Origin of the sequence: Sorangium aterium, assembly GCF_028368935.1 — a bacterium.
Lineage (GTDB): Bacteria > Myxococcota_A > Polyangia > Polyangiales > Polyangiaceae > Sorangium > Sorangium atrum.
Genome location: NZ_JAQNDK010000001.1, coordinates 1,559,020 through 1,584,462, shown reverse-complemented (window position 1 = coordinate 1,584,462; position 25,443 = coordinate 1,559,020). Strand labels below are relative to the sequence as shown.

The window sequence follows — 25,443 nt, the reverse complement described above, 5'->3', positions numbered from 1 at the left end:
AACGCATGCCATGAGACGAGCGCCCGTGAACCAAGGGCCGTGGCGCGCGGCGCCGTCGCCAACGGAAGAAATGGGATGAGGGGAGGAGAGGGGAGAGCAGGCCCGCGGAGAGCGGGAGATCCAGCGGCTGCGCCGCTGCGGCAGGGGCTTCGAGCCGCGTCCGCCGAGCGGGCGAGCGCGCGCGTCACCGGGGGGCGTGGGCGACGCCGATCAGCGCGACGTCGACCCTGCGATCATAGCCATAGGAGTACATCGGTTGAGCTCCGACGGCCTGGGCGTCGCCCGTCGCGCGCGTCGTGATGCGATCCGCAGGGATGCCCTCCTTCACGAGGATCTCCTTCACCCGCGCGGCGCGGCGGAGCGAGAGATCCTGGTTGTACGCCTGGGTGCCGCGCGGATCGGCGCGGCCGACGAGCTCTATCCTCGCGCCCTGGAGGCCCGAGGAGAGCAGGCAGTCGACGAGCGCCCGGAGCTCCACGTGCTCCTGCGGCAGCGGCTCGGCGGAGTCGAAGGCGAAGCTCGTCTTGGGCAGGCGGCAGACGTCGGCGATGTCGGCCCCGAGGGTGAGGCCGATGAACCGATCCTCGCCCTCCCTGAGATCGGGCCATTCGACCTTGTAGACTCCATCCGGGCCGGGGTTGGGCAACCTCGGCTCGGGGTGAGCCTGCTCCGGGGGTGGGGCCGCGGCGCACGCGGTGAACAGCGAGAGCGCAAGCGCGCCAAGGCAGAGCCTGGGCAGGTTGGACATCGACAGCATGAGAACCCTCCTTTCGAGGTCGGCCGTGATGAGCCGCCTTGTGTTCCGAGGAGGTTGTTCAAGCTCCGTGCCTGTCCAGCGCTCGAGGCGGGGTCATCAGGGGGATGAAGGCTCTCTGGCCTCGATCTTGGGCCAGGTGAACCGGAAGGTGGCGCCGGCGCCGACGGCGGACTCGACCCAGGCGCGCCCGCCCTTGCTCAGGACGATCTTCTGCACGACCGACAGGCCGATGCCGGTGCCCTCGACCTTGTCGCGCGCCTTCAGCGTCTGAAAGATGCCCCAGATGCGGTCGTGGTACTCGGGGGCGATGCCCGCCCCGTTGTCGGAGACCGAGAACTCCCAGAACGGGCCGGCGTCGCGCGCGCTGATCTGGACCTCCGGATCGGTGCCCCCGGCGTGCTTCAGCGCGTTGCCGATCAGGTTCAGGAACGTCTGCTGGAGCGGAGCGCGCTCCGTGACGAGGACGGGCATGTCGGGGACAATCTCGACACGCGTCTCCGGCGGGGGCGCGAGCAGCTCGATGATCTCCCGGAGGAGCTTGCCGACGTCGATCGCCTCGGGCTTCTCGCGGGCGCGGCCCGCCCGCGAGTAGCTCAGGATCCCGTCGATGAGGTTCTCGAGCCGGTGGACGCGTCCGCGCAGCAGATCGAGCTGCTTGCGGCTCTCCGCCGTCATCTTGTCGTTGAGGTCCTCCTCGATCCACTGCGAGAGGTTGGCGATGCCCCTGAGCGGCGCCTTGAGGTCGTGGCTCGTGACGTACGCGAACTGATCGAGCTCCTTGTTGCTGCGCTCCAGCGCCTGGACGAGCCGCTGCCGCTCCTCCTCGGCGCGCTTCTGATCGTCGATGTCCGTGTACGTGCCGAACCAGCGGACGATGCGGCCCGACCCGTCGCGCGCGGCGACCGCCCGGCCGATGAACCAGCGGTACACGCCGTCCGCGCGCCGGAGCCGGCACTGGCTCTCGTACGGCTCGCCCGTGCGGAGCGCCTCCCGGAAGGCCTCGATCGCCCGCTCGTGCTCCTCGGGGTGGATCATCCGGCTCCAGCCCTCGCCGCCGGTGTCCTCCGCGGTGAGCCCCGTGTAGTCGTACCAGCGCCGGTTGAAGTACTCGTGGTGGCCGTCCGGGCGGTTCGTCCACACGAGCTGCGGCATGGTCTCGGCGAGCAGCCGGAACTGCGCCTCGCTGTGCTTCAGCTCCTCCGCGAGCGTCTCGACCTCCTTGCGCACGGTGACCTCGCGCTCGAAGAGGAGGGCGTTGTCGACGCTGAGGGCGGCGCGCCGGGCGAGCTCCTCGGCGAACTGCACGTCGGCCTTGGTGTAATTCCGGCCCGACTCGGCGTGCGCGAGCGTGATCGCGCCGAGGACGCGGCCGCGCGCCGCCAGCGGCACCACCAGGTACGACCGGAGGCCGAGCTCGCGCGCCATCCGGAGGTGCTCCTCGTCCCGCGCGTTCTCGACGAGCAGGAAGTCCGGGATCTCGGAGGCCCACTCGGCCTCGCCGGTCCGGAGCACCTTCGGCACACCGCGGCTCGCCGCGGGATCGACAGGATAGATCTGCTCGATCTGGCGGACGAGCTCCACCTTCTGAGGGTCGGTGTGCTGGACGGCGACGCGCTGGATCGCGCCGTCCTGGCCCTGGATGTCCACGGCGCACCAGTCGGCGAGGAGCGGGACGACGAGCCGGGCGAGCTGCCCGAGCGTCTCGCGGAAGTCGAGCGAGGACGAGAGGATCTCGCCCGCGCCGGCGAGGAGGCTGACGTTGGCCTCGGCGCGCTTGCGCTCGCTGATGTCGAGCACGTAGGTGAGGTTGCGCCGCTGCGTCTCGATGCGGGCGGACCCGACGAGGACCGCGACGCGCTTGCCGTCCTTGCGGATGTACTCCTTCTCGAACTGCTTCGTGACGCCGTGGAGGCTCAGCTCGTTGACCGCGTCGTGGTGGACGTGCTCGTACTCCGGCGGGGAGAGCTCCTGCCAGCTGAGCAGCCCCGCCTTGAGGTCCTCGCGGGTGTAGCCGATCATCGACAGGAAGCAGTCGTTCGCCTCGATGACGCGCCCCTCGTAGTCGCTGAAGAGCAGGCCCATCATGCTGGTGTCCATGATGCGCCGGAACACCTCGTCGCTCGCCTGGCGCTCCAGCTGGCGGAGCGCGGCCTCCTGCCGCTTGATCTGCTCGGCCCTCCGGTGCAGCTCGACGAAGACCGCCACCTTGGCGCGGAGGATGTCGGGATTGAACGGCTTGACGACATAATCGACCGCGCCCTCGCGATAGCCGCGATACCGTCGGTCCTCGTCCTCCGGCAGCCCCGAGATGAAGATAATCGGCGTGTGCCTCGCCCGATCGAGCCCCCTCACGCGGGCGGCCGTCTCGAAGCCGTCGATACCGCGCATCTTCACGTCCATGAGGATCAACGCGAACTCCTCGCGGTTGAGGTGCTCGAGCGCCTCCTCGCCGGATTGCGCGGTGACGAGCCGCTGGCGCAGCGGATCGAGCACGGCCTCGAGGGCGAGGAGGTTGGCGCGGTGATCGTCGACGAGCAGAATGCTCGCCACGGGCTCGGAAGGAGCGGACGGGAGGGGAGCGCCCGGCGGGACCGAGGACTTCACCTGAAGCGGGCTCAGCCCTGGCTTTCGGTCGGGCATGACGAAGACGGTTAACGGCGCCCGGACCTTCTGGCAAGCGAAAGCGGCGCTCGGCCGGCGAGGGCCATTCTCCTGCTCGACGCGCTCGAAGCAGTCCTCTCCGGCTCGCCGCGGCGTCTCCAGCGCGCGGCGACAAGGCCGCGCGGGATCGGGCCTCCGCACGCCACGCTGTGGCGATCCGTCACGCGCGGCGAGCGGAGCGGACCGTCCTGGATGGGGCGCCGCGACGGGGCGGGCGGCCGCGCGTGGCTGGCATGGGGCCTGCTGGACGTGCCGCAGAGGGAGCACGTATGCGATTCGGACTCAAGCTGGCTTCGTTCGTGGGGGCGCTCGTGGGCGCGCTGCCGACTTCGCCAGCGGCGGCGGCCGACGGAGCGGGGCTCTTCGCGCTCCCGCCAGGCCGGCTCGACGCGGCGGACCGCGCGGGGACGCCGACCTCCGAGCCGCCTGCGATGTCTGGAGCGACGTTCGTCGAGCTGATGGAGCGCACGATCATGGCCGTGCTGTCGCCGCCTCCGGCGGAGCTCCGCGTGGCGCCCCTCGTGAGCCGAGGTGGCGGCGGAGGGCTCCGCCTCGTCCTGCCCGTGTGCGAGGACGGCTGTGCGCGTTACGCGTCCCGCGCCGTCCTCCTCGTCGCGCAGAGCGCGCCGGACTCGCCGTTCGCGTGGCTCGCCGCGGTGAGCAACCGCGGCGGGCGATCGTCCGAGGGGCCGCCCGGCCTCGCCGCCGTCCGGGAAGAGGCCCGCAGGGCGCGCGCGAAGGTGCCTCAGGAGGAGGCGAGCGCGCTGCCCGAGTAGGCGCGCCGGCGAGCGACGCCGCGAGCGCGCTGCCCGCGTAGGCGCGCCGGCGAGCGACGCCGTGAGCGCGCGCCGGGAGACCGCCTGTCTGTCGGCCATCGCGGCCGCTGAGCTGGCCTGAAGCGGAGGAGCCGAGTCGGGGCACGACGCACGTCGCGTGGGGCGGCGACGGTACGCTGGACCCTGCCTTTCAGGGGATCGGCGTCGGCGCGCGTTCGCCGCTCACGGCGAGGCCCCGGTCGACGTGACCGCCTCGTGGAGGGCGCGGAACATCGCCGCGAGCCTGTCCGGCTGATAGCTTGCGTTGAGCCCGCTGGGGTTCGGCAGCACCCAGAGCCGCGTTGCGCCGAGCGTCTCTGTCTGGGGGCCGGGCACGGCGCGAGGCCTGCCGAACGCGCCTCGGTAGGCGCCGATCCCGAGCACGGCCAGGAAGCGAGGGCGGTAGCGTCGCACCGTGGCCTCGAGCCGCCGCCCGCCCGCGGCGAGCTCCTCGGCGGACAGCTCGTCCGCCGACGCGGTCGCGCGCTCGATCACGTTGGTGATCCCAACGCCGAGCTTCAGCAACTCGCGCTCCTCGAACGGGGAGAGCACGCGATCGGTGAACCCGCCGGCGTGCAGCGCCGGCCAGAACCGGTTGCCGGGGCGGGCGAAGTTGTGCCCGACGGCGGCGGTGTAGAGGCCCGGGTTGATGCCGCAGAAGAGGACATCGAGGTCCGGGGCGATGACGTCCGGCACCGTCTTGCCGGCGGCGGCGAGGAGCTCGTCGCGGGTGGGTCGTCGAGGTCGGGGAGGGGAGTGCACAGGCTTTCCGGGCGGGCGCAGGGCGCCGCGGCTGCAGCTTACGACGGGCGCTGCCTGAAGGAGCGCGGGAGCCGGGGACGATGGGCGCGGCCGCCGGGGGCGAGGACGTGGATCGACCCTGGACGGGGGCGCGACAACGGATACCGTCGTGCTTTCCCCGGATGCTGGTGCGCTCCCTCGGTCTGATCTCGGCTCTCCTCGCGGCCGCCTGCGCGCGTGCGCCCGAGCCGAGCCCGGCGAGCGGCGCGGGGGCTGCTCGGGCCGCGCGTGCGCCGGGCGCGACCGGCGCCGCCAGCGCTGCCCCGGCGGGGGCGCGCTATTTCCAGGCGCTCTCCGAGGGCGTGTTCCGGGCGACGCACGACGGACCGGCCGCGGCCGTCGCGGCTCGCGTCGTCACGGAGGGCGCGCGGATCGAGCTCGGCGGAGACGGGCGCATCGCCGCGGCGGCGTGGGAGGCCGAGCTGTGGGCGTCCGGCGACCCCGTCGTCGGATCGCTCGCGATCGCGCCCCACCTCGGCGGGGGCTTCCTGCACTGGACCCGGCGCAGGGCGTTCCGCTCGCGCGGCTTCACGGGGCCGCTCGCGGAGGTGGCGCTCGGCGGCGGCGGCGCGGTGCGGGGCGCCCACAACGGCCTGCGAGGCGTCGTGGTCTTCCTGGAGCAGGGGCCGCGGGAGCTCCTGCCGGGCGAGGATCGGGGCCGGGCGCTCGACATGCCGGCCATCCACGATCTGGCCGCGCTGGACGCCTCGCGCGCGGCGCGCCTCGACGTCTTCGGCCGCGCCGCGACGACGGCGGACGGCGGCAGGACGTGGATCGATGCCGGCCAGCGGCTCGGGCTCGCCGTGCGCGCCCTGAGCGTCGCCCCGGATGCGCTCGCGCTCGACACGGCGCTCGGGCGCGTGGCCGTCCTCCCGGACGGCTCGCTCGGTCGGCCCGACGGCGACCTCCGCTCGAGCTGGCCGAGCGGGTCGTTCCAGCTGAACTTCGCGGGCGCCCAGGCCGCCTCGCGCGACGCCCCCGTCCTCGACGATCTCGCGCCGCTCGCGGCGGCCGTCTCCGCGGGCGCGCTCTTGCCCGACGGGACCGCGCTCGGGGTGTTCGAGGGCGGCGCCGCGCGGATCGACGTGAGCACGGGCGCGGTGCGCGAGCGGTTCTCCGGCTGGCTCCCGGAGGGGCTGGGCTGCGCGCCGGTGCCCGCGGAGGACGGGCCGCTCTTCCTCTGCGTGTGGGACGATTACGACGGCTACGGCAGCTACGTCCTGCGCTCCGAGCGCGGCGAGGCGCCGCGGATGGAGCGCTCCTTCAGCGACGAAGGGTTCTTCGTGGCCGACGACGGCGGCGCGCTCGGCTACGTCGGCGGCTGCGCGGCGTCGCCGCGGGTCGCCAGCGACGAGGAGCGAGATCGCCGCTACGGCGAGGTCGTGATCCACCCGAGGATCTGCGTGCGGCGCGGCCCGGGCGACTGGGTCGAGCACGCGGTCGAGCTCGGCGAGTCACAGACGCTGGTCGGCTGGGCGCCGCGCCGGGACGGGAGCGCGATCGCGCTGCTGAGGGGCGAGCGAGACGCGCGGCTGCCAGCGCCGGCCGGGGCGCCGCGGGGCCGCGACGAGGGGGGCGCGCGGGTCGTGGAGCTCCGCGGGCACCTCCCCGGCTGGTACTGGACGCCGCCCCTGCGCGACGGGACACGGGCGCTCGTCGACAGGCGCTTCCGCGCGCGCGAGGACGGCGGGGTCGACGGGTGGCTGTCGTCGGTCGAGTGGCCCGATCCCGTCGGGCAGGCGAGCCTGGGCGTCACGATCGCGGAGGACGGGACGGTCTCGCCGCACGCCCTGCCGCCGGATCCAGCGGGGATGGTGGTGACCGGCGACCGCGGCGTGCTCGTCACGGCCGGCGCGGAGCTCTACGAGACGCTCGATCACGGCCGGACGTGGCGCGCCGCGGGGCGCTCGCCGGTGCCGCCGCCGTCGTTCCAGGGCGGGTGCTCCGCGCTCGGGTGTGCGCTGAGCGGCGTGGTGCGGCTCGGCTGGGGCGCGGGCGAGCTGTCGCCGGCCATCGCCGCCGCGCCGGGCCTCGGCTGCGGGGCGGCGCAGGCGAGCCGCGCGGGCGATGCCGGGGCGGACGCGGCGGCTTGCGTGGGCGGCGCCGGCCGGATCGAGGAGCCGCCGGCAGCGCTGCCGTCGCTTTCCTGCGCGCCGATCGAGCTGCCGGCGCTGCGCCCGGGCGCAGCGCCCGAGGCTGGCTCGGAGCAATGGACCGTGCCGACGTCGTATGGCGAGACGCTCGAGCTCGTCGCCGACGCGCCGGCGCCTGGGCGCGCCGCGCGGCCAGCCGAGGAGGCGCCGCCCGCCGAGGAGGCCGCGCCCGAGGAGGCGCCGCCCAACGGCGCGGCGTCGGGCAAGGGCGCCGCGGCGCCGGGAAAGGGGGGCCCGAAGGTCGCGGCGGTCCGGACGCACAGCGTGCTCTACCTCCCGCCGTTCGATCTGCGCGGCGAGGCGCTGCGGCTGAACGCGACCGAGCTCGCGCTGAGCGGCGGGCAACGCGGGAAGCGCAGCGCGTCGATGCCGCTGCTCGCCGCGAGCGGCGAGGTCGGGCTGCTCGTCCTCACCGAGGCGGGCGAGCTGCTGCTCGGCCCGCAGGGCGCGCAGGCGCTCCCGGCGTTCGAGCCGCGCCGAGGTTATGCGGACACCGCGCCGGGGCGGGCCCCGGGTCTCCTGCTCGGTCCGGGCCGCGCGCTCGTGCTCGGCGAGCTCCGGCGCCGCGTGGCCATCGAGGAGCACACGCCGGAGCCCCGGCGGCCTGCACGCCTCGTGGCGCTCGACCGCGAGGAGCTCCGGGGCCGGCCGATGACCCTCGCGTGGCGCGACGACGGCGAGGCCGGCGTGCTGGTGCTCGACGGCTCGGCCCTCGAGATCGCGGGCGCGGCGGTGCTGGACCGCATGGGAGGGACCGTGGGCGAGGTGGTCGCGCTCGCGCCCTGGGCGACGCTGACCGCGGCCAGCGACGCGCGCTGCCGCGCCCTGAAAGGCGCGTGGCGCGCGCTCGTTGCGCTCGATCCGGAGCGCTCCCTGCGCCTCGATGGGAGGGCGCTGCCCGCGCTCGCGCTCGGGAACCAGGGCCTCGCGCAAGTGCGTTGGGGGCGCGAGCGCGTCTGCCTCGAAGCGCTGCACCTCGCGGCCTCCGACTCGAGGCGGCGCGGTGAGCGCGCGGAGGGCGCGGCGCTGGTCGCGCGGTGGGCGGCCCCGCGCGGGCAGGAGAGGCGCGGCGCCGGCGCCGGACAAGGCGTGCTGCGAGCGCAGGCAACGACCCAGCGCCTCGCGTGCTCCGTGGGCGCGCGGCCCGAGGACGGCTGAGGCGCGGCGTGGATGTGGGTCAGCTCGTCCGAAGACCCCTCCGCGAGCACGATCGGATCGGACGAATGATGCGCCCTGCGGACGGATAGGTTGGTACCATCACCATTTGCAATGCACGGCGACGGGACACAGCGGTCGAAGGACGTCGATAGTACAGCGACAATGCAAATTCGTGCTCCGTTCTCTCGGCAGGACAGCGCCGGGGCGGGGCTCGTGTTGCTCTACGCCGACAATTACGAGCAATTCCGGCCGGCGTATCCCGTGCTCGAGCAAGGCTCGGTCCTCGGCCGCGATCCGACCGCGGATGTGTCCGTACCGACGCGGAGCGCTTCGCGCCATCATGCCCGGATCGAGCGGCGGGGCGGCGTCTGGGTGCTGACCGACCTCGGCGGCCGCAACGGCACGCTCTGCAACGGCGAGTTCGTCACGGAGGTGCCCATCGCGCACCTCGACCAGGTCCGGGTCGGCGACGCCATCTTCAAGTTCGTCGAGCGCGACGTCGAGAGCTACGCCCGCTACCGCATCGACGGCGCGACCCTCGAGGCGCAGGAGCTGCCGGAGGGGCCGCCGCGCTTCTCGATGGGGCGGATCGTGGGCGGGTACCAGACCCGGAGCCTCGCTCGCAGCCTGTACGAGATCGCGCGCAGCGAGCTCTCGGTGCTGATTCGCGGTGAGAGCGGGACTGGAAAGGAGATCTTCGCCCAGCAGCTCCATGACTGGAGCGGCCGGCGCGGCCCGTTCCTGGCCGTCAACTGCGCCGCCATCCCCGCCGCCCTCGTCGAGGGGGAGCTCTTCGGGCACCGGCGCGGCGCGTTCTCGGGCGCCGACCGCGACAGGGCCGGCATCCTCCGCGCGGCCCACGAGGGCACGCTCTTCCTCGACGAGATCGGGGACATGCCGGCGGAGGCCCAGGCGAAGCTCCTCCGGGTGATCCAGTCGAAGGAGTTCACGCCGCTCGGCGGGACGCAGTCCGAGCGGATCGACGTGCGGATCGTCGCCGCCACGCACCGCGATCTCGACAAGCTCCAGCAGACGGGCGCCTTCCGCGCCGATCTGTTCGGTCGTCTGAACGAGCACAGCGTGACCCTGCCCCCCCTCCGCGAACGCAAGGAAGACATGTTCTTGCTCTGCACCGCGCTCGCGGCGCGCCACGGTCGGTCCGAGATCCGGCCCAGCATGGTCGCCATGACGGCCCTGCTCCACCACGATTTCCCCTACAATGTGCGGGAGCTCGAGGCGCTCCTGAAGCGCTGGGCCGCCGCGGATCGCGGCGCCGAGTTCGGCGTCCAGGATCTCAGCGACATCATCCGCGATCGGATGAAGACGTACGGGGCCCGGGGCGCTGCCCTCGCGAGCCAGCTCGGGGAGGATTCCCGCGCCACCGTCTACCCGCAGTACGACGAGGAGCCCGCGGAGGACGGGGCGTCCGCGCCGGGCGGGCCGCTGCCGCCGAGGACCACGCCGGAGGAGAGCGTGCTTCGGGATCTGCTCGCGCGGCACCAGGGGAACGTCGCCGCCGTGGCGCGCGTGCTGGGAAGAGATCGAGTGCAGGTGCACCGCTGGATGAGGCGGTACAACCTCAAGGCCGACGCGTTTCGCGGGTAGCATCGCGCTCGGCGCCGCGCAGAGCGGCTGCGCTCGCGCCCGCCGAGGCCGCCCCCGCTCCCCGCATGACCACCGAAAGCCCGCTCACCCGCCAGCTCCAGCTCATGCCCGCTCACCGCCTCTTGCTGCGCAGGCGCTGAGCGGCCTGCCCTCGATCGCGCCGAGCACCGCACGGGATGGATCCTGCCCGCCTGAGACTGGACGTCGTGGCCCCTCTCCTCGCCGCGCTCGCGCTCGCGGCGTGCGGCGCGGCCGAGCCGGCGGCCGCGCCGCACGCCGCGCTCGAACCGCCTCCCCGCGCCCCCGCGACCGTCGCGCTCGGCCCGGCCCGGTACGTCGCGCAGCCCTACCTCGGCCTGGTCGAACGCGTGGTCATCGACGGCCGGCAGGTCGACAGGGCGATCGTCAACGGCCAGCGCGCCGAGCTTCACGGCCTCGATCGGCTCGAGCCGCTGGGCGCGGACCGCGTGGTGCTCGCCGGCGGCGCGGCGTTCCCCGCGTGGGCCCGGCCCGGCGCGCGCGCCGTCGGCGCCGCGCGCTACGTGTTCTGGAGCGGCGGCGACATCTACGCCGCCGAGAGCTTCGGCGGGGAGCTCCGCAAGCTCGCGACCCTGCCGGGCGACGTCGCCAGCGCGTTCCCATGGCTGGACGGCATCGGGCTGCTCACCGCGGCCGGGAGCTTCGTCGTCCAGGGCGCGAGCGGCGCGCTGCGGCCGCTCGGCTCGCCGTCCCTCGTCGCGGCCGCGGCGGCCAGCGAGCGCCGCGCGCTCGTCCTGACCGTCTTCGGGCGCGCGCTCCTCACGCTGGACGCGGGCGCGTCGTACCGCGACGTCACGTCGGAGCTCGGCGATGCGATCGCGCTCGACGTCCGCGGCGAGGAGATCGTCGCCTCGCTGGCCTTCGGCCTCGAGCGCGCCGTCGAGCCGAGCGGTCGCCTCGGCGAGCCCCGCGCGCGGCGCGCGCCGCCGGCGGCCGGCGTCGATCCCGGGTGGCTCGGCCGCGGGCCGTTCGAGCAGCTCGCGGACGCCGTCGCCTCGGGCCTGCCGCTCGCCGACGGCGGGGCCGCGCTCGCCGTGGATGGCCTCATCGGCCGCGTCGACCTCGCCACCGGCCGCGCCTCGTCCGTCGCGCCGCTCCCGCCGGGCAGCGGCGAGTGCGCGCCGTTCCGCGCGAGCGACGCGCTGCTCGCTGTCTGCGCCGGCCCGGAGCGCGCGAGCGTCGTCGACCTCTCCAGCGACGCGCGCGCGCTCCGCGTCGAGCGCTCGTTCGAGCTCCTGCCCGAGCCGGCGCGGGAGACCGATCGCTTCGTCGGCGTCGACGGCGAGGCGCTCGGTTACGTGGGGCCCTGCGAGGGGACGCCGAGGCCGCGGATCGATCTCCGCGCGCTCTCTCAAGGGGCGCTCGGCGGCGACGCGACGCAACAGAGCGCGGTGTTCTGCGTGCGGCGCGGGCCGGGGGACTGGGTCGAGCACCGCCTCGACGCGGCGGACGCGAGCGACGTCCTCGCCTGGATCCCGCGCCGCAGCGGGGGCGCGGTCGCCCTCATCGCGCGCCCCGGCACGTTCCTGCCGGACGGCGAGCGCGTCGAGGTGCGCGGCGCGCTGCGCGTCGTGCGGCTCGCGCGGGGCGAGCCGCCGCTCCTCTGGCCCCCGTACGGCGACGAGCGGGCGGAGCTGCTCTCGCGCGCGCTCGCCGCGCGCGCGGACGGCGCCATCGAGGGCTGGCTCCCCGTGCACGGCTACGCGGCCGATCCCGCGCCGATCACGATCGACCCCGCCGGTCGGCTGCGCCGCCACGCCGTGCCGGCGCGCGCGCGCTCGATCGCGGCGTCGGGCCCCTTCGCGCTCGCCGAGACCGAGGACGGCGGGCTCTTCGAGACGATCGATCGAGGGCAGCGGTGGGCGCCCGTCGCGCCGCCGCCGGGCGGCGGGGCCGCGCGCCTCAACGCCTGCTCGGCGGTGGGCTGCAGCCTCGGCACGCTCCTCCGGCTCGGGTGGGCGTCGGCCCCGCGCTCCCGCGGCGGCGGAGGCCGCGCCGCGTCGCCGCCCGGCGCGGCCCTGGCGGAGTCGCTCCCTGCTGCGCGGCCCCCGCCCGATCGCGACAGGGCGGCGCGGCCTCCGGCGCCGCTGCCCCTCGCGCGGCTCGCCTGCACCTTCGCGGGGCCGCTCGACGCCGCGCGCGTGCCGGAGTCGTCCGGGTTCGGCGCCGTCGCCGCGCCGCCGTCGCGCATGGCGGGCACGCTGCGGCTCGGCACCCTCGGGATGCTGAGGCTGCCGTCGTTCAACGTTGGCCTGTCGGGCAGCGTTGGCCTGTCGGGCAGTGGCGGCCTGCCGGGCCCCTCCTTTGCCGACGCGGAGCTCGCGTGGATCGCGCCGCTCGACGTGCGCGCCGAGATCCACCGCGCCACCGTGCCCCTCGCGGGCGCCGGGCTGCTCCAGCTCGCGTACCGGCCGTACGAGGCGCAGGTCGGGCTCGTCATCGATCGCGACGGTCGCGTGGCCCCGGTCGCGGCCGGCCCGGCGGAGGCGTGCCTCGCCGGCCTGCTGGACGCCGCGCGCGTCACGCGGCCGGTCGGCGGCTGCGCCCCCCAGCCTGCGATCGGCGTCGATCTCGGCGAGCGCGCGGTGTTCCTGAGCCCTCGGCACGACGGCCTCGCGGTGAGCTCGGTCGACTTCCGCGGCGCGCGCGGCGGGGCTCCTCTCTCGCGGCCTGGGGGCGGCGGGCCGCCTCCGGCGATCCGGGAGCTCCACGTGCAGCGCACCGCGCGCGCGACGGCGGCGCAGCAGGCGCGCTTCGCCTTCGGCGCAGGCGCGCGCGCGGGCGCGCCCGTCTTCGTGGCGGTGGCGGGAGACGGCGGCGCGGTGCTCTCGCCGGTCGACCCCGTGCTCGGCACCCTGGGCCCCGAGGAAGCCCTCGCCCCGCTCGGCGCGCTCGGCGCGGGCAGCGACCCCGCCTGCGCGCCGCGCGCCGGAGAGGTGCGCGTGGTCCTGCCGTTCGACACGGAGATCGGCCTCGTGCCCGGCTCGCTGCCGGGGATCACCGCGGCCGGGACAGCCGGCGTCGCGGTGATCCGGTGGTCGCGCGAACGCGCGTGCCTCGACGCCGTGGAGCTCGTCGTGCGCGACGAGCGCTACGAGGGCGGCCTCGGATTCTACGAGCCGCCCGGCGTCGTGAAGAAGCTCATCGCGCGCTTCGCGGGGCCATCACCCGCGGCACCGCTCGGCGCGCACGGCGGGCTCGTCGATCGGCGCGGGCGCGGCGGGCCGAGCCCCGCGGCGGCGCGGCGGAGCGAGCCGGCGCAGGGCGCCGGCGGCGGCACGCTCGCGCTCGTCCTGTACGGCCAGGAGAGCCGGCAGCCGGTGCAGTGCAAGGCGGTCGTGAGCGCGCGCTGAGCTGAGCGCGCGCTCTCGGTCCTCTCGGCCGCGGCGCACGGCCCCGGACCGCGCGGGGCGCCGCGGAGGGCGCAGCGTTCGCGGCGCACCGTCTGCGCGTCCAGGAGCACCCTGCAGTGGATTTCCAGATGGTCTAGAATGCGTCGCGTGAGCGCCGCCGCGATGCCCTCCCGCGCAGGCGTGCTCCTCGCGCTCTCCCTCGCCGTCGCGTGCAGCGCCGCTCCGGAGCGCCCCCCGCGGCCCGCGCAGCCTCGGGCCGCCGCGCTCACCGACCCGCTGCCGCTCTCTCCCGCGCGCTACGTCCTCACCGAGGACATCGGCGTCCTCCTCGACGCCGCCGGGGCCGACGAACGGGTGCCCGCGCCCCGCCCGGAGCCCGCGCTCTTCGAAGGGCGCCGCGTGCGCCTTGAGGGAGGCGTCGTGCTCGCCGACGCCCCCGCGGCCGAGCTGCTCCGCGGGTTCCGGTCGATCCCGGCGCGCCTCGGGGGCGGGTTCCTCCTGTGGTCCGAGGACCGCGTCTACCGCGCCGCCGACTTCCTCGGCGAGCTCGCGCCCATCGCCGACGTCGGCGCTCCCGGCGGCGCGCGGCCGTACCTCGACACGATCCTCCTGCGCAGCGATCGGGGGCTCCTCGAGATCGATCCCTCCACGCTCGCCGTTCGCCGCTTCGGCGCCGCGGGCGTCGTCGACGCGGTGGCCGTCGACGCGCGCCGCGCGGCGCGCCTCGACCTGGTCGGCCGCGCCTCGGTCACCCTCGACGGGGGCGCCACCTGGATCGACGTGCTCGAGACGCGCGGGCTCGCCACGTCGCTCCTCGAGGAGCAGGACGGCGGCAGATCGGTCGCGCTCCTCGGGCCGTCGGGCGGCGCCACGCTCCACGTGAGCGCCGCCGGCCTCGTACCCGCGGTGCCCGCTCCGCCGCGGTCCGGGCCGAGCGCCTCGCTCTCTCTCCCGCCTGCGCGGGACCTGCCGCTCGGCACCACCTCGGCCCGCGCGCTCGCTCCGTCGGGGGTCGCGCTGGCCGCGGCCGCCGGCGCTCTCCTCCCTGGCGGCAGGCTGCTCGTCGCTCGCGACGGCGGCCTCGCGGTGCTCGCGGCGGCGACCGCCCAGCCCCTCGCGCAGGCGGAGATCGAGAGCCTCGACCCGAGTTATGCGCGCTGCCAGCCGTTCCGGTCGGGCGACGACGTCTTGCTCGCGTGCGCGCACGAGGCCGCCCAGGTGCTCAGGCTCGAGACGACGCTCTCCGCGCCACGGCTGGAGGCCACGTTCCCGCCCCGCAGCCGAGGCCCCGATCCGATCGCGAGCTCTCCGGGCGCGTTCGTCGGCGACGACCGCGGTCGCCTCGCCTTCATCGGCCGGTGCGGCAGCGTTCCCCCTGGGCTCCACGACTTTCCGGAGAGCCCGGGAGACGTCGTCCCGACGGACGACGAGACGCCATGGCCCCGGCGCTCCGCGCGGCCGGCGCCGGACGAGCCGCAAGAGGACGCCGCGAGCCGCGAGCCCGCAGAGCAAGGCGTTGCACGCGTGTGCGTTCGCGTCGGCGGCGGCCGCTGGGTCGAGCGCCGGATCGAGGGCGAGGACGCCGACCGCCTCTACCGCTGGATCGTCGGCGAGCGCGGGACCGTCACCGCGCTCGTGCTGGAGGCGCCGAGGGGGCCGCGGCCCTCCGAGGAGGACGAAGAGGAAGGGCGCCGGACCTCCGAGATCGAGGAGGAGGACGGCGCGCCGCGGAGGTCGCCCCCCGGCCCTCCCGTGAGCGGGCGCGAACGTCGTCCTGTGGGTCCACCCGAAGGCGTCCGCGTGGTCCGCGTGCGCGATCGCGACCCGGCGCTCGCGGGCGGCGCCTTGCCGGCGCTCGTGGGCGGCGCCTTCCCGGGGTCCGGCGATGCCGCATCGCCGCGCCTCATCGACACCGATTTCTGGGAGGACGACGACGGCGCCGTGCGCGGCTGGCTGCACCTGCCCGAGGAGGTCGACGGCGTCTCGCCCGCCCGCGATGCGCTGCCGGAGGCGGGCTCTCCCGCGCGCGCCCGTCGAGCGGAGCCGCTGCTCTCGCGCCGCCGCGGCGGCCGCATCGCCGGCCTGCGCATCGACGCGCGCGGCGGCGTCACCGTCTTTCCCCTCCCGGCCGGCGTCCAGAACGTCGTCGTCGGCGGGCGGTTCGCGCTCGCCGCCACCGGCGACGACCCGCCGGCCTTCTTCGAGTCGACCGACGGCGGCCGCTCGTGGCGCCCGGCCGAGGGCCCGCCCGCACGCCAGATCGAGCCTCCCTTCGACGAGGGCGCCCCCTTCGCGTGCTCCCCGATCGGCTGCGCGATGGGTGAGCACGGCCTCGTCCGCCTCGGCTGGGGCGGCCCTCCGCCCTCGCCGCGCAGCGCGCCGCCCTTCGCTCCTGCGGCGAACCCAGCGCTCCGCGCCTCCCCTCCGCCGCTCGTTTCCTGCCGCCTCGACGACGACCCGTCCTCCTTCCCATCGCCGCCGGCCGCCCCGGCGCCGCGCCCCTCGGGTCGCCTCCCCGATCGCCGCGCTCCCCGGGGCATGCCCGCGGCAGGCGGCGAGCCCGCGACGGCCCGTCTGACCGGCGGCGAGCTCCCGGTCGTCTCGCTGTCGACCGCCCCGTCCTCTCCCCTGGGCGCGCTCCGCGACGGCACCTTCACCGCGAGCGTGCTCCTTCCGTTCGCGCGCGCCGAAGCGCCGCGCCGCCTGTCGCTCCGCGACGGCTCGCTCGGCGTGGTGTCCGGCGATGCTGTCCCCGTGCTGCTCGCGCCCGGCGCCAGGGCGCCTGCGGATCTCCTGCTGCTGTTCGACGCGAGCGGGCCGCAGGGGCGGCGCGGCCTCCGCGTCCGCGCGGGCGCCGAGCCGCCTGCGCTCCTGCCGTTCGACCACGCCGGCACGATCGCCGCCGCGGTCGAGCTGCCGGGCGGCGAGCTGCTCGCCCTCGACGCCGGAAGGCGCAGCTTCGTCGTCGCGGTGCGGCAGGGCACCTTCCCGGCCTTCGGGCTCGCGCGTGTCCCGGAGCTTGCGGGCGCCCGCCTCACCCTGGGACGCCGGCTCGACGTTCCTGGCGTGGCCCTCATCGGCTACTCCGTCGCTTCGGGGGAGGTCGTCGCAGGGCCGATCGACGTCGCCCGTGGCGAGGTCGGCCCGCTCGAGCCGCTCGGGACCCTCGCGTCGCTCGCGGAGATGGGCGCCGGCGGCTGCGGCGGCGCGCGACCGTCGCACCGGTTCATCGCCGAGCTGCCCGCCGCGCTGCGGGTGGCCTCGAGGAGCGGGGCGCCGCTGTTCGACGGGGATGCCCCCGGCGCCGCGCTGCTCGCCGGCGGCCCCGGCGCCCTGTGCGTCGAGGCGATCGAGATCCGCGCCGCGGCCCGGGGTGGGCTGGACCTCGGTGTGGTCTTCGGCCCCGGCGCCGCCGCCGCCGCCGCCCTCCGCGGCGGCGGGGGCGCGAGGCTCCGCTGCGAGCTTCTGCCAAACCGGCCATGACGGGCGGTGGGTATCCGGAGATTCCGCGTCGGCGGGGCTCTCGTGCTAGGGTCCGCCCATGCCCGCCCTTCGATCCTTGGCCCTGCCGATCGCGGTGGCTGCGTCGATGCTCGAGCTGAACGCTTGCTCTGAGCGGCCCACCAGCTTCCCCGATCGCGACGGTGTCATCGCAGCCCAGGCCGAGTGGTGCGCCGCGCTCGCCAAGCTCCAGCGCGCCGGCGCATCCTGGGAGCACCTCAACGCGTGCAAGGCCGCCTACCCGACCGCGTCGCCCACGTACCTCCGCGCGATGACGAGCTGCTTCTCGCGCCGCATGGAGGCCGCCACCGAGAGCTCGCCGGACCGGAGCCAGATCATCCTGGAGTGCAACGACGAGGTGGCCGTCAAGCTCAACCCGGACGAGCCCACGGCGGCGCAGGTCATCGAGTCCCGCTGCGCGCGCATGGCCCGCTGCGAGAGGGTGCCCGTCCCCGCGTGCAAGAGCGCGTTCAGCAAGCTCGAGGGGGCCCAGCGCGCGATGTTCACCACCATCTACAACGCCACCGGCCGTTACGAGATCATCGACTGCCTCGAGAACGCGAGCTGCACCGACAACGAGGAGGCGGGCCGCCAGGCCTGTTACAAGCCCACCTCCGACGCGCTGCTCTGGTTCCCGGACTGAGCCCCGCGCGCTGGCGGTCGCCGTCTCGTCCACGCTGGCGGTGATCTTCTCGTCCGCGCCGCCGGCCCTCTTCATCCGCGCCGCCGGCCCTCTTCGTCCGCGTCTCGTTGCCGCGAAATCCCTGGTAGCGTGCCGCGTATGCGAACCGCCCGATCTCGAACCGGTCCCCTGTCTCAGCTCGGCGCGCGGCGTCCGCGCGCCGAGCGTCCTCACGCCCGCCCCGCCGCGACCCAGCCCGGCGCGGCGCGCCGCCTCTTCCTCGCCGCGCGCGTGGTCGCCGCCGCGCTCGCGCTGATCGGGGCGTGGCTGCCCGCGAGCGCGGCGCATGCGGCGGGCACCGTCACCATCGTCGACCGCTCGCCCAAGGAGGACGACGGCCGATGGAAGCTCAAGATGACGATGAACTACGGAGCGATGCCGCACCTCGGGCACATCCCGATGCTGTTCTCGTTCACGCCGATGGTGCACTACGAGCGAGCGCTCACCGACAAGTCGCCCGAGACGCCGATCCTCGTCCGCATCCCGCTCCAGAACCAGCAGTCGATCAACGAGAGCATGGACGTCGGCTTCTCCGACGGCAGCGGCAAGATCTTCGCGATCACCAAGTTCGACTTCGTCCTCCGGCGCGATCGGGGCTTCGAGGCCGGCGAGTACGAGCTCGTGATCAAGCGCGCGAGCGACGGCGTGCAGATGGGGCAGAAGCAGAAGATCACCCTCCAGGGCGACAACCCCGTCATCGATCGCCGCGCGATCGTCTTCAGCGGCGAGAAGAAAAAGAAGGACGACAAGGCGGGCAAGGCCGAGGCCGAGAAGAGCGACGAGCCCGCCAAGGAAGAGGCGTCCGAGGGCGCGCCCGCGGAAGGCGCCGCCGAGGCGGAGGCGCCCATCGACGACGCGCCGCCCACCGAGGCGCCGCCGCCGGTGGAGCCCAAGCAGGGCGGCTGCGGCTGCCGGCTCTCGCCCGACGAGGCCGCGACGCCCCTCGCCCTGCCGCTCGTCGCCCTCGGCGCGGCCGCCGCGCTCGCGCGAAGGCGCGGCGAGCGCCGCGCGCGCCGCGCCTGACAGCGCCCGCGCCGCGAGCGCCCGGGATCGAGCGAGGCAGCCTCTGTGCTGGACGTTTCGCGCGCGGCCTCGGCCGGCCGCGCCTGCAGCACATCGTGATCGCCCTTGCAGGGACCACCCGAGCCCGCAGACAATCCTCCGCCGACGTCCGCTGTCCGCGACTCCCTCGCGGGCCCGCCGTCGCCAATCCAATCGATGAGCTCCCTAGTCCCTGCCCACCAGCACCCCCTGCTGTACGCGATCTTCGTGCGCGTCTGGCTCCACGAGCTCTCGCGCGCCGCCAAGGCCAGGGTGACGCTCGCCAGCGTGCCCGACGCGGCGCTCGACCGGCTCGCCGCGCTCGGGGTCGACTACGTGCACCTGATGGGCGTGTGGACGCTCGGCGAGGAGGGCCCGCGCCGCTCGCTCACGGATCCCGATCTGCGCGCCGAGTACGACCGCGTGCTGCCGGACTGGACCGAGGCCGACGTGGCGGGCTCCCCGTTCGCGGTCGCGCGCTACGAGGTGAGCCCCGCGTTCGGCGGCGACGCCGGCCTCGCGGATCTGCGCCGGCGCCTCGCGGCGCGCGGCATCGGGGTCATCCTCGACTTCGTCCCCAACCACGTCGCGCGCGATCACCACTGGGTGGCGGAGAAGCCCGAGCTCTTCATCGCCGGCGACGACGGCGCCCCGCTCAGCGGGCGCGATCCCTACATCCCGCCGTGGCCCGACACGGCCCAGCTCGACTACCGCCTCGCGGCGACGCGCGCCGCGTCCGTCGAGGCGCTCCGCGGCGTCGCGTCGCGCTGCGACGGTGTCCGCTGCGACATGGCGATGCTGGTGCTCGACGACGTCTTCCGGCGCACGTGGTCCAAGCGCCCGCCGGCGGAGCGAAAGGCCGAGGCCACCGGCGAGTTCTGGGCCGAGGCCATCGACGCCGTCCGCCGTGACCACCCGAGCTTCGTCTTCATCGCCGAGGCCTTCTGGGACCTCGAGTGGCGCCTGCAGATGCTCGGGTTCGACTACACCTTCGACAAGAGCCTTTACGATCGGCTGAGCCACGCCTCCGCGTCGTCGGTCCGCGGCCACCTCGCGGCGACGCCCGACTACCAGCGGCGGAGCGTCCGCTTCATCGAGCACCACGACGAGCCGCGCATCGCGGCCGTGCTCCCCCCGGATCGGCGCCGGGCCGCCGAGTTCATCGCGGCGACGGTGCCCGGGATGCGGTTCATCCACCACGGCCAGCTCGAGGGGCGGACGGTGCGCGCCTCGCTGCACCTCGCCCGCGCCCCTGAGGAGCCGGTCGATCAGGCCTGCCTCGCCTTCCACGAGCGGCTGCTCGCGGCCGTGCGCCGCCCCATCCTGCGCACCGGGAGCTTCGCCACGCTCACCGCGCGCGGTCCGGGCGCCGACGCGTTCGTCGCGTACCGGTGGGAGCCGCTCCCGGCCACCGGCGCGCCGCGGAGCGCGGCGCCCCTCGTGGCGGTGATCAACTTCGCCCCGTCGCGCAGCGGGTGCCGCATCCCGCTCGACATCGCCGGCATCGCCGGCCGCAAGGTCCTGCTCGCCGACCTCATGACCGGCAACGAGCACCCGCGCGACGGCGACGAGCTCGTCGATCTGTCGCGCGGCCTCGGCGTCGAGCTCCCCGCGTACGGCATCCACCTCTTCGAGATCCGGCGCTGAGGCGCGTCGCGCCCGGTCGTTCCCATGGCGGGGTGCAGATTCGTGTGATGCGGGCTCAACCGCTAGGCAGGCGAGTGAGGCGTACGAAAGTACGCCGCAGCGAGCCGAACGACGCGGCTTAGCCCGCAGCGCACGAAGATGCGCCCCGCGGTAGCCCTTGGAGATCTGATGTCTGATCCTGGCGCGGGCGCGCCCCTCCGCCTCATCACCATTCCCTGGAGCCACTTCTGCGAGAAGGCGCGGTGGGCGCTCGATCGCGCCGGCGCGCCGTACAGGGAGGACGCCTACCTCCCGCTCGCCCACGCGCTCCCGGCGCTGCGGGCCGGCGGGCGCCGCTCCGTCCCGGTGCTCGTCTCGCCGGCGGGCGTGCTCCACGACTCGACCGACATCCTGCGCTACGCCGACACGCTCGTGCCGCCGGAGCGCGCGCTCTTCTTCCAGGGTTCCCGCGAGCCCGACGCGGGCCGCGCCGAGGTCGAGGCGCTCGAGGAGCGCTTCGACGTCGACCTCGGCCCCGCGACCCGCCGCGTCGCGTACTTTCACCTCCTGCCCGACGCGGACGGCGCGTTCGCCTTGATGGGCGGGTCGTTCCGCTCGCTCGAGGGCGCCGGCGCGGCGCTGCCCTGGTGGTTCGGGCGCGGCACCTTCCGCGCCTACTACCCGGTCGCGCGGGCGGTCATGAAGCGCGCCATGCGCATCGACGCCGCCGCCGCCGAGCGCTCGCGCGGCAAGGTCCGCGCGGTCTTCGACGCGGTGAACGAGCGCCTGCGCGATGGGCGCCCGTTCCTCGTCGGCGACCGTTTTTCGGCCGCCGATCTCACGTTCGCCGCGCTCGCCGCGCCGCTGCTCGCGCCCGAGCACCACCCGTCGCCGCTCCCGCCGCCCTCCGAGCTGCCGTCCGATCTCCGCGCGCTGGTCGAAGGGCTCCGCGGCGAGCCGGCCGGCGCGTTCGCCCTGCGCATGTACCGCGAGCACCGGCGCGCGAGGCCCGGACCAAGCGCCGGCGGGTGACGCTCGAAGCCGCCCGGCCGCGGGACGGCGCCGATGCCGGCCCGCGCGCTCACGCGAGCGGCGCGCTCACGCGAGCGGCGCGCTCACGCGAGCGCCGGCACGCCCGCGATGAGATCCCGCGCCGCCGGCCCTGCCTTCAGCGGGTCGCGGTGCGCGCCGAAGTGCCGCGCGTGATCCCGGACCGCGCCGATCGCCGCCTCGGGGGAGAGGCCGTGCCGGGCGCGCAGCCACGCTGCGAGCACGACGCCCGCGCGGCCCGCGCCGGACGCGCAGTGCACGACGGCGGGCGCGCCGCTGGACTCGGCGCGCCTGAGCGCGTCGAGCGCGCGCTCCAGCGCGTCGGGCGAGGGGAGCGCGCCCCCCTCGAGCGGCACGTGCGTCACCCGGAGGAACTCGCGCTGGTAGCGGCCGAGGAGCGGGATCCGGTGGAGCGCCAGCTCTCCCTCGTCGAGCAGGCAGAGCACCTCGCGCATACCGTGCCGCGCCATGAAGGCGAGCCACGCCTCGACGGGCGCGTCGCTCGGATCCGGCTGTGAGGTCGAGCTCGGCGGCGCGACCACCGAAGAGCGGATCCCGGAAGCCGACCAGAGCGCCATCCCGAAGCCGGGCCGCTCCGCGCCGTGGACGATCCTGTCGAGCGGCGACGCGGGCGCGAAGTTGAAGGGGGCCGGCGTCATCTGCTCGTGCGCGCTCCGGTAGAACAGCTCGAACTCCGCGACCGACGCCTCGAGCTCGGGGTCGTCGATGGAGCCCGGCCGCACGCGCCGCACCTCGGCGATGGCCTCGGCCGCCGACCTGCCCAGCGACACGAGGCGGCACGCCAGCACGACGCCGGTGCGCCCGACGCCGCCCTCCCCGTGAACGGCGATCGGCCGCGGCGCCCGGCCGAGGAACGCCACGGCGCGGAGGAGATCCACGCTCGGGATGCGCGTGAAGTCGGCGAGCGGGCAATGCAGGTGGATGAGCGGGCCCACCGCCGCGGGCGGCGGCGCCCGGCGCGAGAGCGACACCAGGCTGCGGAAGCCGAGCTCCGCGAGCTCCTCGACCGCCTGGGGCGCGTGGGGGTAGGCCATGCCGGCGAGCTCGCCGGGGATCACGAACGAGAAATTTTCGAGCTCACTCATGGCCGTCGCTCGGTGCGCAAAAGGTCGTGGCTTGCGCCTCGGGGTGGGGCATCGGCCTGCACCTCGCGTCGAGGTCGCAGCTCGTCGCAGCGCTTCGCCGCCTCGCGCTGCGAGGCAACCGGGAGCAGCTGCATCGGGCCGTCGGGCGGCGGCCGCTCGCCCGTCCTGCGGGCGAGCGGGGCGCCGGGCGGGCGGTGGCGGCGAGGCCGAGGACCGCCGAGATCGTGGGCCTGGGCGCGAGGGCTTTCCTCATGGTGGGTGCGCATTGTAACGGCAGTTCCCCGCCGCATGGCAGCCGTCACCGCGGGGTGGTTCGTCCTGGTCGCGCCGAGCCGTGCGACGGGCGGGTGGTGCGGGTGAATCGCGGACGGTGCGGGTGAATCCCGGGGGGCGGGTGGATCCCGAGGGGCGGCGCGGCGGGGCCGCGCCCCGACGATCGCACGTCGCTCCTGGTTCCCTCGGCACGGTCCGGCGTGTATGAAGGGCCCGTGGTCCGCTTTGCCCTCGCCCGGACGGCCATCGCGCGTCCGCTGATGCTCGTCGCGCTCGGGCTGGGCGCGGCGTGCAGCGGCGCCGCTTCGCTGACGACGGCGCCAGCGCCGCCGCGCCAAGGTGAGGAGGCGCCCGCGACCCCGGCGCCCGTGGGGGCCCGGCCGGAGGCCGCCCCCCAGCGGGCGGCGCCGCCCGGCCCGGCCGAGGCGCAGGCCTTCGTGGCCGCCGTCGACCGGGAGCTGCGCAGGCTGCGGATCCAGTCCGCGCGCGCGTCCTGGGTCAACCAGACCTACCTCACGGACGACACCGACGCGCTCGCCGCCTCTGCCGAGGAGGCGAGCATGGAGTACCTGAGCCGCACGATCAAGGCGGCGGCGCGCTTCGACGGGCTCGCGTTGCCCGCGGATGTCTCCCGCCAGCTGGCGCTCCTCAAGATATCGACCTCCCTTCCGGCTCCGAGCGATCCGGCGGCGCGCGCCGAGCTCGCCGCGCTCTCGGTCGAGATGACGAGCCTGTACGGCAAGGGCAAGCACTGCCCGAAGGCCAGGCCAGGGCGGGCGGCGACCGCAGCCCGCGGGGCGGCGCCCGCGGGCGCCGGGGCCGAGCCGAAGTGCCTCGCGCTCGACGAGCTCTCCAGCATCCTGAAGACCAGCCGTGACTGGGACGAGCTGCTCGACGCGTGGGCAGGCTGGCACGCGATCGCCCCGCCGCTCCGGCCGAAGTTCGAGCGCTACGTCGCCCTCGGCAACAAGGGGGCCGCGGAGCTCGGCCTCCCGGACGTCGGCGCGCTCTGGCGAGCCGGCTACGACATGCCCCCCGACGCGTTCGAGGCCGAGACCGAGCGGCTCTGGGGCAAGGTGAAGCCGCTCTACGACGAGCTGCACTGCTACGTGCGCGCCAGGCTGCGCGCGATCTACGGCAAGGACAGGATCGGCGAGAAGGCCCCGATCCCGGCCCACCTCCTCGGCAACATGTGGGCGCAGGAGTGGTCGAACGTCTACGCGCTCATGGAGCCGTACAAGGGCCAGCCCTCGCTCGACGTGACGCGCAAGATCAAGGCGAAGAAGCTCGACGAGAAGAAGATGGTCTCGCTCGGCGAGCGGTTCTTCACCTCGCTCGGGTTCGACCCGCTGCCGGCGACCTTCTGGGAGCGATCGCTGCTCAGGAAGCCGGCCGACCGCGAGGTCGTCTGCCACGCGAACGCCTGGGACGTGGGCGACCGGGACGATCTCCGCCTCAAGATGTGCATCGAGCCGAGCGAGGAGGATCTCATCACGATCCACCACGAGCTCGGGCACGTCTATTACTTCCACCAGTACTACAAGCTCCCGATCCTCTTTCAGTCGGGCGCCAACGAAGGCTTCCACGAGGGGATCGGGGACACGCTGGCCCTCTCCGTGACGCCGAGCTACCTGAGGTCGCTGGGGCTGCTCGACAGGGTGTCCCAGGACGAGAAGGGGATCATCAACTTCCTCTTCAAGAAGGCGCTCGACAAGATCGCGTTCCTCCCGTTCGGCAAGCTCATCGACCAGTGGCGGTGGGATGTCTTCTCGGGCAGGACGAAGCCGGCCGACTACAACGCGGCGTGGTGGGCGCTGCGGCTGAAGTACCAGGGCGTCGCGCCGCCGGTGCAGCGCAGCGAGGCCGATTTCGACCCGGGGGCGAAGTTCCACGTCGCGGCCGGCGTCTCGTACATGCGCTACTTCCTCGCGCACATCTACCAGTTCCAGTTCCACCGCGCGCTGTGCAAAGCGGCCGGGCACACGGGGCCGCTGCACACGTGCTCGATCTACGGCAGCGCGGCGGCGGGCGAGAAGCTGCGCGCCATGCTCTCGCTCGGCGCGAGCCGCCCGTGGCAGGAGGCGATGCAGGCGGTGACGGGGGAGACCGCCGCCGATCCGGGCGCGATGCTGGAGTACTTCGAGCCCCTCCGGAGGTGGCTCAAGGAGCAGAACAAGGGTGAAGTCTGTGGGTGGTAATTGAGCGTGGGTGAGCGTAGGTGAGCTGTGCGCGTCTTCGTCGCCGTTGATCCGGGAGCCGAGCTCCTCGCCAAGGTCGGAGATCTCCTGCGGGAGATCTCGCCACGGGCTCCGTCCGCCAAGTGGGTGGAGCCTGCTGGGCTGCATATCACGCTCGCCTTCATGGGCGAGATCGGAGAGGAGCGCCTGCCGCTCGTCATCGCTGCTGCCGGGAGCGTCGCCGCATTCCACAGGCCGCTCACGTTGCGCATCGAGAAGGGCGGCGCGTTCGGAACGCGGCGCCGCCCCCGCGTGCTTTGGCTCGGCGTGGGCGGCGCGGTCGGCGCCCTCACCGCGATCCACCGCGACCTGGAGCAGACGCTCTCGATGTCGACGGGCTACGTGCCGGAGGACCGGCCGTTCGAGCCGCACCTCACCCTCGCCCGCTCGCGCGATCCGCGCGGCGATCCGGCGCTCGACGCCTGCGCTCAGGCGGTCGGCAGCGTCGACTTCGGCGAGACGCGGATCGAGGAGATCATCGTCTACCAGAGCGAGCTGACCCCGAAGGGGGCGCGCTACACCGCGCTCGCGCGCGTGCCGCTCGAGGGGATCGGCACCCCCGAGCCGGCGCGCTGAGCGTCGTCC

The 25,443-nt window shown here is 74.9% G+C and carries 15 protein-coding genes; 11 read left to right on the top strand and 4 right to left on the bottom strand.

Annotated features, from left to right (window positions below; all coding sequences use genetic code 11):
• Positions 1-184: 184 nt before the first annotated feature.
• Both POL72_RS05825 and POL72_RS05820 read right to left on the bottom strand, forming a co-directional pair.
• Positions 185-757 (bottom strand): OmpA family protein, encoded by a 573-nt coding sequence (locus POL72_RS05825; RefSeq protein WP_272094017.1) that lies wholly within the window; start codon positions 755-757, stop codon positions 185-187.
• A gap of 96 nt (positions 758-853) precedes the next feature.
• Positions 854-3,397: a PAS domain S-box protein gene (locus POL72_RS05820; RefSeq protein WP_272094016.1), complete on the bottom strand. Its 2,544-nt coding sequence runs from the start codon at positions 3,395-3,397 to the stop codon at positions 854-856.
• Between the two features lie 290 nt (positions 3,398-3,687).
• On the opposite strand from POL72_RS05820, the gene POL72_RS05815 reads away from it, so the two are divergent.
• Positions 3,688-4,194 carry a hypothetical protein gene (locus POL72_RS05815; protein ID WP_272094015.1) on the top strand — a complete coding sequence of 169 codons (507 nt, stop codon included), beginning with the start codon at positions 3,688-3,690 and terminating at the stop codon, positions 4,192-4,194.
• A gap of 222 nt (positions 4,195-4,416) precedes the next feature.
• Here the strand turns inward: POL72_RS05815 and mug are convergent, their stop codons facing one another.
• A complete protein-coding gene (mug, locus tag POL72_RS05810) occupies positions 4,417-4,995 on the bottom strand; it encodes a G/U mismatch-specific DNA glycosylase (protein ID WP_308738109.1) in 579 nt (192 codons plus the stop codon).
• A gap of 161 nt (positions 4,996-5,156) precedes the next feature.
• Here mug and POL72_RS05805 point away from each other — a divergent pair, with 161 nt between their 5' ends.
• From POL72_RS05805 to POL72_RS05770, 8 genes are all read left to right on the top strand, one after another.
• Positions 5,157-8,345, top strand: coding sequence for a hypothetical protein (locus POL72_RS05805; protein WP_272094014.1), 3,189 nt, complete (start codon positions 5,157-5,159; stop codon positions 8,343-8,345).
• A 162-nt stretch (positions 8,346-8,507) separates the two neighbouring features.
• Positions 8,508-9,950 (top strand): FHA and sigma-54 interaction domain-containing protein, encoded by a 1,443-nt coding sequence (locus POL72_RS05800; RefSeq protein ID WP_272094013.1) that lies wholly within the window; start codon positions 8,508-8,510, stop codon positions 9,948-9,950.
• Between the two features lie 176 nt (positions 9,951-10,126).
• On the top strand, positions 10,127-13,342 hold the full coding sequence (locus POL72_RS05795; protein WP_272094012.1) for a hypothetical protein: 3,216 nt from the start codon (positions 10,127-10,129) through the stop codon (positions 13,340-13,342).
• Between the two features lie 147 nt (positions 13,343-13,489).
• Positions 13,490-16,825 (top strand): amino acid adenylation domain-containing protein, encoded by a 3,336-nt coding sequence (locus POL72_RS05790; RefSeq protein ID WP_272094011.1) that lies wholly within the window; start codon positions 13,490-13,492, stop codon positions 16,823-16,825.
• Positions 16,826-16,883: 58 nt separating this feature from the next.
• The gene (locus POL72_RS05785) at positions 16,884-17,486 is read left to right on the top strand and encodes a hypothetical protein (RefSeq protein WP_272094010.1); all 603 of its coding nucleotides are present in this window, start codon (positions 16,884-16,886) and stop codon (positions 17,484-17,486) included.
• A 138-nt stretch (positions 17,487-17,624) separates the two neighbouring features.
• On the top strand, positions 17,625-18,548 hold the full coding sequence (locus POL72_RS05780) for an MYXO-CTERM sorting domain-containing protein (protein ID WP_272094009.1): 924 nt from the start codon (positions 17,625-17,627) through the stop codon (positions 18,546-18,548).
• Positions 18,549-18,743: 195 nt separating this feature from the next.
• Complete coding sequence (locus POL72_RS05775) at positions 18,744-20,213, top strand: alpha-amylase family glycosyl hydrolase (protein ID WP_272094008.1); 1,470 nt, start codon at positions 18,744-18,746, stop codon at positions 20,211-20,213.
• Between the two features lie 168 nt (positions 20,214-20,381).
• Complete coding sequence (locus tag POL72_RS05770) at positions 20,382-21,224, top strand: glutathione S-transferase family protein (protein WP_272094007.1); 843 nt, start codon at positions 20,382-20,384, stop codon at positions 21,222-21,224.
• An 83-nt stretch (positions 21,225-21,307) separates the two neighbouring features.
• On the opposite strand, the gene POL72_RS05765 is transcribed toward POL72_RS05770, so the two are convergent.
• On the bottom strand, positions 21,308-22,348 hold the full coding sequence (locus tag POL72_RS05765; protein ID WP_272094006.1) for a phosphatase domain-containing protein: 1,041 nt from the start codon (positions 22,346-22,348) through the stop codon (positions 21,308-21,310).
• A gap of 488 nt (positions 22,349-22,836) precedes the next feature.
• On the opposite strand from POL72_RS05765, the gene POL72_RS05760 reads away from it, so the two are divergent.
• Both POL72_RS05760 and thpR read left to right on the top strand, forming a co-directional pair.
• Positions 22,837-24,819, top strand: coding sequence for a M2 family metallopeptidase (locus POL72_RS05760; RefSeq protein WP_308738108.1), 1,983 nt, complete (start codon positions 22,837-22,839; stop codon positions 24,817-24,819).
• Between the two features lie 27 nt (positions 24,820-24,846).
• On the top strand, positions 24,847-25,434 hold the full coding sequence (gene thpR, locus POL72_RS05755; protein WP_012237718.1) for an RNA 2',3'-cyclic phosphodiesterase: 588 nt from the start codon (positions 24,847-24,849) through the stop codon (positions 25,432-25,434).
• Positions 25,435-25,443: the final 9 nt, after the last annotated feature.